This is a genomic window from Streptosporangium brasiliense, from assembly GCF_030811595.1.
GTDB classification, from domain to species: Bacteria; Actinomycetota; Actinomycetes; order Streptosporangiales; family Streptosporangiaceae; genus Streptosporangium; species Streptosporangium brasiliense.
In genome coordinates this window covers 5,092,095-5,105,063 of sequence record NZ_JAUSRB010000002.1, presented here as the reverse complement: position 1 = coordinate 5,105,063, position 12,969 = coordinate 5,092,095, and the positions used below count along the sequence as shown (strand labels likewise).

The following is a 12,969-nucleotide window of genomic DNA, read 5'->3' as shown; positions in this document are numbered from 1 at the left end:
GTCACCGGGGTGTGAGGAGCATCGGAAGGATGGTGCCGATCAGGTGGTGGTGGAGGGCCCCGGCGTCCCGTTCGGCCAGATACAGGGAGATGTAGCCTCCAGATTCAGCACATCGTTATCGCCGGTCGGCGCGAGCGAAAGCAGGAAATCATCAGGCCGAGAGCGTCCTGAGACATCAAGGCCATTCTTGGAGGTTACTTGAATGTAATGACCTTGCTGTTCCCAGTATTGCCTGACCTGCCTGGCCACTTCCCCGATTTGGTCCTTAGGAATATCACGTAGGTAGTAGGAGCGATTCACCACGACGCGGTCCTCGGAGCCACCGTCGGTGGGATCGAGGCAACTGTAGAGGTTGAGACTGGGGCGGTAGAGATCGAGACGGGGCTTCGGCGTGATCACCCCAGCTGTCTCTTTGATGAGCTGCTCGACACGGGCGAGCGCCTGTGCCTGAGTCATCGTGGGTCCGTCCACGCCTCTCCCTTCAGTACAGCCTGCGGCAACGGCGGCAAGCACAATGACCATCATGATGAAGCGCGACATCTATTCTCCAACCGGCATAGGCGAAGGCAACGGATGGGACGATGGGCTCCCGCTCGGCGCCGGTTGCGGCGATACGGAGGACAGAGCGGCAGGGAGCGGCCGAGTCGCCTCCGGTTTAGGAAATGGGTCCAAATTGACAAATTGGCCGTTGACCAGGCGTGCGATATTTTTGAGCGATACGGAGGCAGGGTCCCAGTAGCTTGAGTGAGCTTTGAAGGTGTACGCGGGATCTCCGGTATCTTCCACATGGAACTGCCGGGCGCCGAATTCAGCAGCGCTGGGGTCGATGCCGAGCGGGCCGCTCACTTCCGGGAGATAGGGCGCGTGGTCGTTGAGGGTCCCGGTGAGCTGGAGAGGGACGGAACCGACATCTCCCACCGGATCATTGGGCGCCTCCCCCACCCACACCGAGCCGACGCCCAGGTCCCCGGCTTTCACGGCGCCCACACCGGGGCTCCCCACGAAGATCACCTGATCGGCGAAGGCGCCCGGGCGCTGCTGGGCCGCCAGGCCGGTGACGGTCGATCCGTAGCTGTGCCCCAGCACGGTGAACCGGGCATCGGAGGCCGCCCGGTGCGCGGCGCGCAGGCCGTCGGCGAAGCCAGCCAGCATCGGAGCGCCCTCCTGGGCGGCGTTCATGTTGGCGACCGTCCTGGTCAGGCTCAGAGTCGCACCCCACTGCGGGGCCTCGTAGCCGAGCCAGGCAATGGAAGCGATCTTCTTGTCCGGCTGGAACTTGTGCGACTGGTCCCATATGACGGCCGCGCGGTTGGCGTCTCCGGCGAAACCTTCCAGCGTGGTGCCGGTGCCGGGGACGTAGGCGACCAGGTTGTCGGCCTCGTCGGGATCTCCGAACGAGATGGCGGTCTTGCCCGGACCGCCCAGCTCCAGTTGGAGCAGGAGCGCCGGAGGACGGCCGTTCTGCCCGCCGAGCGCCAGCCCCTTCTCCACCGCGGCGATCTGCCGCATCTTCAGTTCCAGTGCTTCGATCGCTTCCTCCGTGTCCGCCGATGATCCAAGCAGCCGCTCCAGCTCCGCGGTGACCCCGGTCGCCCGGCCGGTAAGGCCGCCGATCCTGCTCAGCTCCAGCCCTTTTATCAGTCTGTCCACCTCCGCCCAGCTTTTACGCAACCGCTCCAGCTCTGTGGAGGTCGCGGTCTTCTGGTCGGCCAGATGTCTCCGGTTCGCCTGGTCGCGGACTGTGGCCGGGAGGCCGTTCAGGCCGCCGACCAGGGCCGGGGAGACGGCGATCAAGCGATCCTGGGCGGCCGGGTCCAGTTGCCGCCACCATGCGTTGAGCCGGGCGGCCAGGGTCGCGTCCTTGCCGGCCCGTTGCAGGTCCAGCAGTGCCTTCAACGCCACGACATCCCCGCTGCCCGCGGCGGCCGTCAGCTGCCCGATCCCGACCGGATCAGGGGCGTGTCCACCGAACAGCCCGAAACCGGCCGTCGCCTGGGAGGCCGCGCCGAAATCGTGCTGCCGCCGGATCGTGACCAGCCGCCGCCGCAGGTCCCGCGCCTGCTCCTCCGCCCAGACCCCGGCGTCGGCGACCTGCCGTCCGGAGGGGGCGGGAAGGCAGAGCGCCGACAGTTCAGCGCTCAGCCGCCGGCCGGCCTCGGGCAACTCCTGCCCGGCCCGTTGCAGATCAGCGACCAGGCGGTCCATGGCGGCGACGTCAATCCCGGAGAAGGGGGCCGGCGTCGTGGCCATCACGCTGACCGACGTCGAGAACGACGGCACGTGTGCCTGACCGCCGAGCTGCCTGATCCGCTGCGCCATCAGCTCGGCCGCCGACTGGAAAGCCAGTTGCAGGGCCCCGCGCCGGTGCGCGAGCGCCTGGCTGAACATCGGGGCTCCCCCGCCGACCCACGCGTGCGCCACCATGCACCGCGCACACGGATCCAGTAATCCAGCATGGCCTTCCCCGAGCCGCGCGACCCGCGATAACGCCGCCTCTAATTCCGCCGTCGTATTCGCCGCCACAACGCGTCAGAATCTCACACGGATCATATAGCAGCAAGATCTAACGTTGAACTCGCGCCAATCCGGCATTACCGCCAGAGATTCGCCATGAATCGCGAGTTTTGTTTGGTAAACAAAAAAGAAGGCGGTATATGTGCGTCGATCAGCCACCGCCCCGGAATCCCGGACCATCCACCGAGAACATCGCCGGACCCCGCCCCATCCCCGGGCCGCAGCGGCAGGGCCCCACCCGCCCGAAGCCCAGGCAAGTGCCCCAAGAGGCACCCCACCCCTGCGCACAGAAGGGACGACACCGTTCAGAACTGGCGATAGGTCAGCGACTCAGAACTGGTGAGAGGTCAGCGACAACACGCTATTGCACAGGAAGGTTTCCTATTTAATACTGCGAGAAGCAGCTCCAGCCCTCCTGTTTTCCTTGGCCGATGCGGTGTAGGCACGCACCCAGCCGGCCCGGCTCCGCCTCAAGGTCGCTCATCCGTGCTGCCTTCGAGGTCACCGTCCGCATCAGACAGACCGTACGCACCCCCTGCTATCGAGGAGGTTCCCCATGCTCCGTCGCGCTCTCGTCCTGGCCGCCGGCGCGCTGCTGGCCGGCGCGCTCACAGCGGCTCCTGCACAGGCCACCCCAGTGAACGTCACGGCAGCGCCGAACAGCACCGTCGACATCGTCTACGGGCCGGTATCCGGGGCCGGCTACTGCATGACGCACATCGATCCGCGTACGGTCGTGGCTCTCTACAAGACCACGGGGTACGTCTGCATGCTGACCACAGGAGCGGTCATACCGGCGAACCCGCTCTCCGCGTGCGCCTACCACGAGCCGACGCGGGTGGTGGTCAGCGCCTTCCGCCATCCCACGGAGGCCCTGGTCTGCCGCTACGTCGCCTGACACGCGGCGCGGCACAGGGCCAGGCGCGACACAGGACCAAGGGTTCCTGGCCGAGTTCCGCGGGCTCGACCAACCGCTGGACCGGGGTGGCCGGCCTGCTCACGGCAGCCGGTGCCATCAGGTCGCCCTCATCGCCCGAACCAGCGGGTCGCGGCGGATCCGGACAGCTTGACGAGCACAATGACGGCCAGGACAAGGTTGAGCAGCGTGGGAATGCTCGGGCCGAGGACCGGCGCGAGCAGGCTGTAGCCGGACCCCAGGATCAGGATCGCCTCCGTCGCGATGCCCGCGATGCGCACCCACTGTCTCCGGGAGCCGAAGCCGGCCGCCAACGGGCTCATCAGCAGCACGGACGCGACGACGACGTAGAAGGGCCACGGCAGGACCCAGAGCCCGGGCATGCCGCTGAGGACAAGGGCGGCGAGAAAGGAGAGCAGTTCCAGCGTCGCGAGAGCCGCCTGTATCCACATGATCAGCCGGGCGGCCCTGACCTCACGGGGCATGCGACCGACCGTGTTCGGCTCTGACGGCGTGTGCGGAGCAGACACCTGGCCTCCGGGGGACGGGAAGGGAGTTCAATCCTCGCGGCGACCGTGCTCCCCTGTCGTCCCAATGGCCTTCAACGTCATCGCCGTGACTTCAAGCCGCCTTTTGAATCCGGGCCCGGGAAAGCAGCCGGCCGCCATGGATCGTCACCATGGCGGCCGGCCGCGTCGCTTCAGCCGCGGTCGAACTCGTCGGCCTTCACACCCTTGACGAAGGCGTCCCACTCGGCGGGGGTGAAGAACAGTTTGGGACCGTCGGGGTCCTTCGAATCGCGTACGGCGATCAGATCGGTGTGCCCGGCTTTGTGACCGGGGCTGTTGGTGACGTCTTTGAGCTCCGCGACCTCAACGCAGTCACCGCCGTTATCTCCGGAGAAACTCGACTTGAGCCACTCGGCGTTACTCAGGTCCATTTTTCCGCTACCGCCTTCTGGATGAGATCGATGGACATACTTATCGGCAACGCTTCGCTCCGAATGGCCTCGAAACGCTCCACGGCCACGGCGACGTCTTCTTGGTCACTTGTGGTGATACCTCGTACGGCCGTCTCCGCATACAGTACGTCGCTCCCTCCGTCCAGCGTGGCGATCGCGAACCCGCCCATCAAGCCCGAATGCATTCCGTGCGGGACCACCTGAACGCTCAGCCTGGGGTGAATCACCGAAACGAGGTGTTCCAGCTGCTTCCGCATCACTTTCGGGCCGCCGATCGGACGGTAGAGAACCGCCTCGTCGATCACACACCGGAAGGCCGGCGGGCGAGGATCCTCACGAGTAAGGATCGTCTGACGGTCCAGACGCCCCTCCACGGCCGCTTCGTTGCCGCGCAGCAGCACGCGGGCGTATTCCTCCGTCTGGAGCAGACCGGGAATCACCAGGGGCTGATACGTCCGAAGAGCGGTCGCCACCTGCTCCCTGTCCCGCCATTTGCCGAACCAGGAAGGGAAGACCTGCGCCCGCCTCCAGTCGAGGAGCCGGCGCAGGGCGCCGCCCGTATCGAGGGTCTCGTCACAGGTCTCCGCGAACTCCGGGCTGGCCGGAAGCTGGCCGGTCTCCACCCCGCTGATGAGTGACTCACTGAAGTGGATCCTCTGGGCGAGCTGCCCCTGGGTGAGGCCCGCCGCCTTCCGGTAGTGGCGCAGCTCCCTGCCCCATATCGCCTGAGGCGTGTAGAGGTTGGGCAAAATTCCCTCCTTGCCAGAATTCAACGACGGCGGCGTGAATTCCAGCGCCAAGCCCTGGTAACCGTTCCGCCACCAAGCGTAGTCACGCCTCGACACTCTGAGCGTATGAAATCCGCAGAAAAGCGAGATGGCGTGGAAGACCCTCTCCGAGGGGACGCGATGCCGGCCGAATATCGCCGCACGCCGGATCCCGCCCTTTCCGTGCTGGGCGAGAAGTGGATACGGCGGGCGGTGGAAAGCGTGGCGTCCGTCCGCCGATTCGTGCGCGACGTGGCCGCCGACTGGAACGCGGCCGAAGACGTCCCGGAAATCGCCGCGCTCCTGGTCTCGGAACTCGTCACCAATGCGATCGTGTACGGCGCGGCGGACGTTCCCGCCACGAGCGCCATCCGCGTCACGGTCGGCAGGGAGAAGGAGCTGATGACGGTGGAGGTCTACGATTCCTGCACGGCGATCCCCCGGATGCGGCGGGCGACCCACATGGAGACGTCCGGCAGAGGACTCGCCATCGTCAAGGACCTCTCCCACGACTGGGGCTGGACCCTCAACCCCCACGGCAAGTCCGTCTGGTTCCGGTTGACGGCATGGCCCTGAGCGCCAGGAGCGGTCGTCCACGGCTCCGGCGGGCGGAGCTCTCCGGCGTGGCCGAGCGCCCGTGGAGACCGCGCCGGCGATCCGGACCCTCAATGGATCGGCGCGGTCCTGCCGCCGTGGCCTGCCGCGCGGACGCCGGAGGGCGCGTGACGAGGCTCACCCGGCCCGCCCCTGCCGCGCGCGCCGCCGCGGGGGAAGGATCGTCGGTACCCAGGTCCAGCGGACCGCCGGTATCCGGACGAGGAGGACCCGATGTCCCGCGAGCGCGCCGCCGTCATGGTCGAGCATCAGGCACGGGGCTGCGCGGACCTCGGCTCCCCGCTCTACGCGTTCCTGCTGGAACGGGTCGCGGAGGACGTCCGCGCGGGAGGTCCCTGTATGGAGGCGCTCGCCGGGTACGAGGACGCCCCCGGGCCCGACGCCGTCGCGCTGCGACTGCTCGGCGGGGTGCACGCGCTGGCCCTCACCGGCCGCGCCCCCGAGCTGGCCGCCTGCTATCCCAGCACGGGCGGCGTCTTCGACCCGGAGCGGCCGGATGCCTGCTGGCACGCCTTCCGGGCCGCCGTCGCCTCCGCGATGGAGTGGGTCCGCGACTGGCTGACCCGGCCGCCGCAGACCAACGAGGTCGGCCGGGCCAATCTCCTGATCGCCGGCCTGCTGAAGGCCACGCACGCCGGCCCGCTGCCGGTCAGGCTGTTCGAGCTGGGCGCCAGCGCCGGGCTCAACCTGCGCGCCGACCACTTCCGCTACGCGTGCGAGGGGTTCGCCTGGGGCCCGGCCGACTCGCCGGTCTCGCTGCAGGACGCCTGGCTGGGCGCCCCGCCCGCGTGGCTGGCCGAGGCCGCCGCCGGGCGTCCGGCCCTGACCGTGGTCGAGCGGCGCGGCTGTGATCTGACGCCCGTCGATCCGCTGTCGCCCGGCGGGAAGCTGGCCCTGCGCGCCTATGTCTGGCCGGACCAGACCGCCCGCGCCGCGCGGCTGGACGGCGCCCTGCGGCTGGCCGCCCGGGTGCCGGCCGAGGTCGACGCCGTCGGCGCCGCCGACTTCCTCTCGGGTGTCCGGCTGGAGCCCGGCACGCTCACCGTCGTCTGGCACTCGATCATGCGCCAGTACGTCCCGGCCGCCGAATGGGCGCGGGTCGAGGGCGAGCTGGACCGGCTCGCGGCGGCCGGCACGGCGGAGGCGGCCTTCGCCCATGTCTCCTTCGAACCGCGCAGGGTCGGCGGGCGGCACCGCTTCCGGCTGGCCGTACGGCTCGGCACCGGGGCCGAGACGGTCCTGGCGGAGGCGCCCCCGCACGGCCTCCCGGCCCGCACCCTCACCTCCTGACGCCGACTGCCGCCGACCGGCTGCTGCCGACCGGCGACCAGCGACCAGCGACCAGCGACCGGACCCTGGCCGACTGACCAGGACATACGTGCAAGATTCACTAAACGTGCAGAGATTCTTCACAAAGGGTGTTCATTTCCGCCACGTAAGCTGTTCCGGTTTCAGGGTGACCTGATACGTGGGGGAAACCTGATACCCGGGGGGAAAAGTGAGCCCGTCACCAGCGGCTACCGCTCTGACATCGCGGGCGCTCCTGCCAGGGGGCTCCGCGCCGCGGGTCCGCACCCTGCTGGACGTGCTCGACCGGACGGCCCGGCGATATCCGCACGCCCCCGCCCTCGACGACGGGCGGACCCGCCTCGACTACACCGAGCTGCGGGCCGAGGCCGACCGGTTGGCCGCCGAGCTGAGGCAGGCCGGGGTCGGGCGCGGCGACCGCGTCGGGGTGCGGGTGCCCTCGGGCACCACCGGCCTGTACGTCGCGATCCTGGCCGTGCTGACCGCCGGCGCGGCCTACGTCCCTGTGGACGCCGACGACCCCGACGAGCGGGCCGAGCTGGTCTTCACCGAGGCCGGGGTGCGCGCCGTCATCGTCGACGGGGAGAAGATCATCGTTCCCGGCGGCCAGGGCGGGACGCCGGGAGCCGCCGGCCGGCCGGTACCGGACGACGACGCGTGGATCATCTTCACCTCCGGCTCCACCGGCAGGCCGAAGGGGGTCGCGGTGACCCACCGCAGCGCGGCGGCGTTCGTGGACGCCGAGGCGGGGCTGTTCCTGGCCCAGGAGCCGATCGGCCCCGGCGACCGGGTGCTGGCCGGGCTCTCGGTGGCCTTCGACGCCTCCTGCGAGGAGATGTGGCTGGCCTGGCGGCACGGCGCCTGCCTGGTCGCCGCGCCCCGGGCGCTGGTGCGCACCGGCATGGACCTGGGGCCGTGGCTGGTCGAGATGGGCATCACGGTCGTGTCGACGGTGCCGACGCTGGCGGCGCTCTGGCCGGTCGAGACGCTCGACGACGTGCGGCTGCTGATCTTCGGCGGCGAGGCGTGCCCGCCCGAGCTGGCCGAGCGGCTGGCCGTACCGGGGCGGGAGGTGTGGAACACCTACGGCCCGACCGAGGCGACGGTGGTCGCGTGCGCGGCGCCGCTGACCGGGGACGGGCCGGTGCGGATCGGGCTGCCGCTGGCCGGCTGGGACCTGGCCGTGGTGGACGCGGGCGGCGAGCCGGTCGCGATGGGCGAGACCGGCGAGCTGGTCATCGGCGGGGTCGGTCTGGCCCGCTACCTCGACCCGGTCAAGGACGCCGAGAAGTACGCCCCGCTCGGCTCGCTGGGCTGGGAGCGGGCCTACCGCAGCGGCGACCTCGTGCGGGCCGAGCCCGAGGGGCTGATCTTCGTCGGGCGGGCCGACGAGCAGATCAAGCTCGGCGGGCGCCGGATCGAGCTGGGCGAGGTGGACGCGGCCCTGCAGGCCCTGCCCGGGGTCGCCGGGGCGGCGGCCGCGGTGCGCACGACCGGCGGGGGGCACCAGCTCCTCGTCGGGTACGTCGTGCCCGGCGAGGGGTTCGACCCGGAGGAGGCCAAGGACCGGCTGCGGTACGCGCTGCCCGCCGCGTTGGTCCCGCGGATCGCCCTGGTGGACGGGCTGCCCACCCGCACGTCCGGGAAGATCGACAGGGACGCCCTGCCGTGGCCGCTGCCCGGCCGCGACGGGGCCGGGCGCCCCGGCGTCGACCCGTGGGTGGCCGGATGCTGGCAGGACGTCCTCGGCGACACCGAGGGCGACTTCTTCGCCGAGGGCGGCACCAGCCTCGCCGCGGCCCGGCTGGTGTCGGCGCTGCGGGCCCGGTATCCGGCGGTCACCGTCGGCGACGTCTACGAGCACCCGACGCTGCGCGGGCTCGCCGGCCACCTGGCCGCGCTGGACACGCCGGAGATCGTGACCACCGGCAGGGTCGTCACGCCGATGCCGCGCCGCGCGGCGATCGCGCAGGCGGTCCTCACCGTGCCGCTGCTCACCGCCGGCGCGCTGCGCTGGCTGGTGGGCCTGGCCGCTCTCAACAACGTGATCGGCCTGCCGGGGGCGCCCGCCGTCTCGTGGTGGTGGGTGCTGCTGGGCGCCGTGGTGTTCGTCTCCCCCGCCGGGCGGATCGCGCTGAGCGCGGGCGCGGCACGGCTGCTGCTGCGGGGGCTGGAGCCGGGCACCTACCCCCGGGGCGGCGCGACGCACCTGAGGCTGTGGACCGCCGAGCGGCTCGCCGAACGGCTCGGCGTGGCCGAGCTGTCCAGCGCCCCGTGGCTCACGCACTACGCCCGGGCGCTCGGCGCCCAGGTCGGCGCCGACGCCGATCTGCACTCGGCGCCGCCGATCACCGGGATGCTCAAGCTCGGCAGGAACGCCGCCGTCGAGCCCGAGGTCGACCTGAGCGGCTACTGGATCGACGGTGACCGGGTGCATGTCGGCGAGATCAAGATCGGCGCCTCCGCCACGGTCGGCGCCCGCGCCACCCTGTTCCCGGGCGCGTGGATAGGGAAGAACGCGCAGGTCGCGCCGGGGGCAGCGGTGGCCGGCGCGGTGCCGTCCGGGGAGCGCTGGGCGGGTGTGCCCGCCGTCAGGACGGGCAAGGCGCGCCCGCCGGCCGCCGACCGGCCACCGCGCTCACGGCGCTGGGCGGCCGTCTACGGGCTGTCCGCGCTGGCGCTCAGCCTCGTCCCGGCGATCGCCGCCGTCCCCGGCCTCGCCGTGCTCCTGCGCGGGGACACGACCTCCCTGCCCGGCCTCCTGTACGGCGTGCCGCTCGCCACCGTGACCTCGATGGCCGCCCTGGCCCTGGTGATCCTGGCGCTGGTGCGGCTGCTGGCGGTCGGCCTGCGCGCCGGCCACCACCCGGTGCACAGCCGCGGGGCCTGGCAGGCGTGGGCCACCGGGCACCTGATGTCGATGGCCCGGGTCTGGCTGTTCCCGCTGTACGCGAGCATGGTCACCCCCGTGTGGCTGCGCGCCCTGGGCATGCGGGTCGGCCGGGACGTGGAGCTGTCGACGGTGCTGGCGCTGCCGTCGATGACCTCCGTCGGGGACGGCGCGTTCCTCGCCGACGACACGATGGTCGCGCCGTACGAGCTGGACGGCGGGCGGTTCCGGGTGGACCACGTGCGGATCGGCAAGCGCGCCTTCCTCGGCAACTCCGGGATGACCGCGCCGGGCCGCAAGGTGCCCAAGGACGGCCTGGTCGCGGTGCTGTCGGCCGCGCCGAAGAAGGCTCGGGCGGGCTCGTCCTACCTGGGCATGCCGCCGGTGGAGCTGCGCCGCACGGCCGAGGAGGGCGACCGCAGCCGCACCTACGACCCGCCGCCGCGGCTGAAGGCGGCCCGCGCCGCCGTCGAGGTGTGCCGGGTCGTCCCCGCGATGTGCGCGGTCGCGCTCGCCGTGCTGGTGGCGGCCGCGCTGGAGTGGCTGGCCGGATCGTACGGCCTGGCCGCCGCGGTGCTGCTGAGCGGCGTGGTGCTGGCCGGGGCGGGGGTGCTGGCCGCGGCGGTCACCACCGTGGCCAAGTGGGCCCTGCTCGGCCGGATCTCGGCCGGCGACCGGCCGCTGTGGAGCTCGTTCGTGTGGCGCAACGAGCTGGCGGACAACTTCGTGGAGGTGCTGGCCGCCCCCTGGTTCGCCCAGCCGTGGCTGGGCACGGCGCCGCTGAACCTGTGGCTGCGCTCGCTCGGCGCGCGGATCGGCCGGGGGGTGTGGTGCGAGACCTACTGGCTGCCGGAGGTCGACCTGGTCACCCTGGGCACCGGGGTGTCGGTGAACCGGGGCTGCGTGCTGCAGACGCACCTGTTCCATGATCGGGTCATGAGCATCGATACTGTCGTCCTGCGGGACGGGTCGACGCTCGGCCCGCACGGGGTCGTCCTGCCCGCGGCGACGGTCGGGGAGAACACCACGGTCGGACCGGCGTCCCTGGTCATGCGGGGCGAGTCGGTGCCACCCGGCACGCGCTGGTTCGGCAATCCGATCGCGGCGTGGACCGGCGAGAGGTAGCGGGCCCGGCCCCACGAGACGTAGCAGAGGAAACGAGCGTGTTTGTGAGCACGACCCCCCGCCGGCCGTACTTCCCCGCGCACGGCGACGACGGCTACCGGGTGGAGCACTACGACCTGTCCCTCGACTACCGGGTCCCCGCCAACCGGCTCGACGGGATCGCCCGGCTGTCGGCGGTGGCGCCCGGGCCGCTCGACGGCCTCGCCCTCGACCTCGGCGCCTTCCGCGTGGGCGGGGTGCTGGTCAACGGCGAGGCGGTCCGTTTCACCCATCGCGGGGGCAGGCTCCATCTGGCGCCGGGGCGGCTGGCGGCCGGGCCGTTCACCGTCGAGGTCCGCTACTCCGGCAGCCCCCGGCCGGTGTCCAGCCACTGGGGCGGGCTGGGCTGGGAGCAGCTCACCGACGGCGTGATCGTGGCCAGCCAGCCGATCGGGGCCCCGTCGTGGTTCCCGTGCAACGACCGGCCGGACGACAAGGCCGGCTACCGGATCTCGGTGACCACCGCCTCGCCGTACACGGTGATCGCCAACGGGGAGCTGGTCTCCAGGCGGCAGGCGGCGTCGACGACCACGTGGGTGTACGAGCAGGCCGAGCCGATGGCCTCCTACCTGGCGAGCGTCCAGATCGGACGCTACCGGCAGGCCGACCTCGGACCGGGGACGCGGGTGGCCTTCCCCGCCAGGCTCGCCTCCCGGGTCCGGCACGACTTCGAGCGCCAGGACCGGATGATGGAGGTCTTCAGCGAGCGGTTCGGCCCCTACCCGTTCGGCTCCTACACCGCGGTGGTGGTCGACGACGAGCTGGAGATCCCGGTCGAGGCGCAGGGCATGTCGATCTTCGGGGTGAACCACGTGGACGGCCGGCGCGGACAGGAGCGGCTGGTCGCCCACGAGCTGGCGCACCAGTGGTTCGGCAACAGCCTGACCGCGGCCGGCTGGTGCGACATCTGGCTGCACGAGGGGTTCGCCGCCTACGCGGAGTGGATCTGGTCGGAGGTCTCCGGCGGCGCGACCGCCGATGACCTGGCGGTCCGCTGGCACCGCAGGCTCGCCGCCCTCCCCCAGGACTTCGTCCTCGCCGACCCGGGTGCCCCGCGCCTGTTCGACGACCGCGTCTACAAGCGTGGCGCGCTCACCCTGCACGCGCTCCGGCGCGCCATGGGCGACGCGCCGTTCTTCGCGCTGCTGCGCGAGTGGACGGCCGGCCACCGCCACGGTTCCGTCACCACCGGCCAGTTCACCGACCTGGTCGCGCGCCGCACGGCCGGCCCGCTGGAGGGGCTGCTGTCCGGCTGGCTGTACGGCTCCCGCCTCCCCGCACTGCCCTGACCCGCCTTTCATCGGAGCTTTCACCGATTGTCGGCGCGAGACGGACCCGACATCCGGATATTTTCTGAAATAGATCGGATCACTGCTATAACGGGCTACGACCATTGGAGGCACGGCATGCGCGTCGCGTTGCACACCCGGATCAGGCCGGGCAAGGAGTCGGAGTACGAGCGGGCGCACCGGGAGGTGCCCCCCGAACTGGTGGAGGCGATCAAGAAGGGCGGCGCGCGCGAGTGGACGATCTGGCGCAGCGGCCTGGAGCTCTTCCACGTGATCGACTGTGACGACTACGAGGCGCTGCTCGCGTCGCTGGCCGGCCTGCCGGTGAACATCGCCTGGCAGGCCCGGATGGACGAGCTGCTGGAGGTCGCGCACGACTACTCCGCCGACGGCGGCGGCAAGGGCCTCCCGGCGGTCTGGCGGCTCACCTGAGCCGTCGGCCGGCCGGCCCGGCGCTCCCGGCCGGTGTCACCGCGCCCCGGCCGGGCCGCTGCCGTCCCGTGCCGGCCGTACGGTGCCGCCGTGTCCCCGGCCGCGCGGTGTGC

The 12,969-nt window shown here is 71.2% G+C and carries 11 protein-coding genes; 6 read left to right on the top strand and 5 right to left on the bottom strand.

Annotation, left to right across the window (positions count from 1 at the left end; all coding sequences use genetic code 11):
• Positions 1–39: 39 nt before the first annotated feature.
• Positions 40–540, bottom strand: a complete 501-nt coding sequence (locus J2S55_RS31905) for a hypothetical protein (RefSeq protein ID WP_306868498.1) — start codon at positions 538–540, stop codon at positions 40–42.
• Positions 541–2,388 carry an alpha/beta hydrolase gene (locus tag J2S55_RS31900; RefSeq protein WP_306868496.1) on the bottom strand — a complete coding sequence of 616 codons (1,848 nt, stop codon included), beginning with the start codon at positions 2,386–2,388 and terminating at the stop codon, positions 541–543.
• 682 nt (positions 2,389–3,070) lie between these two features.
• On the opposite strand from J2S55_RS31900, the gene J2S55_RS31895 reads away from it, so the two are divergent.
• Positions 3,071–3,412, top strand: coding sequence for a hypothetical protein (locus J2S55_RS31895; RefSeq protein WP_306868494.1), 342 nt, complete (start codon positions 3,071–3,073; stop codon positions 3,410–3,412).
• A 128-nt stretch (positions 3,413–3,540) separates the two neighbouring features.
• Here the strand turns inward: J2S55_RS31895 and J2S55_RS31890 are convergent, their stop codons facing one another.
• The 3 genes from J2S55_RS31890 to J2S55_RS31880 form a co-directional block, all read right to left on the bottom strand.
• Positions 3,541–3,915 (bottom strand): hypothetical protein, encoded by a 375-nt coding sequence (locus tag J2S55_RS31890; RefSeq protein ID WP_306868492.1) that lies wholly within the window; start codon positions 3,913–3,915, stop codon positions 3,541–3,543.
• 215 nt (positions 3,916–4,130) lie between these two features.
• A complete protein-coding gene (locus J2S55_RS31885) occupies positions 4,131–4,370 on the bottom strand; it encodes a DUF397 domain-containing protein (RefSeq protein WP_306868490.1) in 240 nt (79 codons plus the stop codon).
• Positions 4,361–5,191: a helix-turn-helix domain-containing protein gene (locus J2S55_RS31880; protein ID WP_306868489.1), complete on the bottom strand. Its 831-nt coding sequence runs from the start codon at positions 5,189–5,191 to the stop codon at positions 4,361–4,363. Before J2S55_RS31880 ends, J2S55_RS31885 begins: the two co-directional genes overlap by 10 nt.
• Positions 5,192–5,272: 81 nt before the next feature.
• Here J2S55_RS31880 and J2S55_RS31875 point away from each other — a divergent pair, with 81 nt between their 5' ends.
• From J2S55_RS31875 to J2S55_RS31855, 5 genes are all read left to right on the top strand, one after another.
• Complete coding sequence (locus J2S55_RS31875; RefSeq protein WP_306868487.1) at positions 5,273–5,734, top strand: ATP-binding protein; 462 nt, start codon at positions 5,273–5,275, stop codon at positions 5,732–5,734.
• Positions 5,735–5,986: 252 nt separating this feature from the next.
• Complete coding sequence (locus J2S55_RS31870) at positions 5,987–7,063, top strand: DUF2332 domain-containing protein (protein ID WP_306868485.1); 1,077 nt, start codon at positions 5,987–5,989, stop codon at positions 7,061–7,063.
• 295 nt (positions 7,064–7,358) lie between these two features.
• Positions 7,359–11,096, top strand: coding sequence for a Pls/PosA family non-ribosomal peptide synthetase (locus tag J2S55_RS31865; protein ID WP_306868483.1), 3,738 nt, complete (start codon positions 7,359–7,361; stop codon positions 11,094–11,096).
• 44 nt (positions 11,097–11,140) lie between these two features.
• On the top strand, positions 11,141–12,424 hold the full coding sequence (locus tag J2S55_RS31860) for a M1 family metallopeptidase (protein ID WP_306868482.1): 1,284 nt from the start codon (positions 11,141–11,143) through the stop codon (positions 12,422–12,424).
• Between the two features lie 117 nt (positions 12,425–12,541).
• The gene (locus J2S55_RS31855) at positions 12,542–12,856 is read left to right on the top strand and encodes an L-rhamnose mutarotase (RefSeq protein WP_306868481.1); all 315 of its coding nucleotides are present in this window, start codon (positions 12,542–12,544) and stop codon (positions 12,854–12,856) included.
• Positions 12,857–12,969: the final 113 nt, after the last annotated feature.

Excerpts from the sequence above, each read along its gene's own strand:
- J2S55_RS31855 (WP_306868481.1), top strand. The coding sequence starts at position 12,542 with ATGCGCGTCGCGTTGCACACCCGGATCAGGCCGGGCAAGGAGTCGGAG.
- J2S55_RS31900 (WP_306868496.1), bottom strand. The coding sequence starts at position 2,388 with ATGTTCAGCCAGGCGCTCGCGCACCGGCGCGGGGCCCTGCAACTGGCT.
- J2S55_RS31870 (WP_306868485.1), top strand. The coding sequence starts at position 5,987 with ATGTCCCGCGAGCGCGCCGCCGTCATGGTCGAGCATCAGGCACGGGGC.
- J2S55_RS31890 (WP_306868492.1), bottom strand. The coding sequence starts at position 3,915 with ATGCCCCGTGAGGTCAGGGCCGCCCGGCTGATCATGTGGATACAGGCG.
- J2S55_RS31905 (WP_306868498.1), bottom strand. The coding sequence starts at position 540 with ATGTCGCGCTTCATCATGATGGTCATTGTGCTTGCCGCCGTTGCCGCA.
- J2S55_RS31885 (WP_306868490.1), bottom strand. The coding sequence starts at position 4,370 with ATGGACCTGAGTAACGCCGAGTGGCTCAAGTCGAGTTTCTCCGGAGAT.
- J2S55_RS31895 (WP_306868494.1), top strand. The coding sequence starts at position 3,071 with ATGCTCCGTCGCGCTCTCGTCCTGGCCGCCGGCGCGCTGCTGGCCGGC.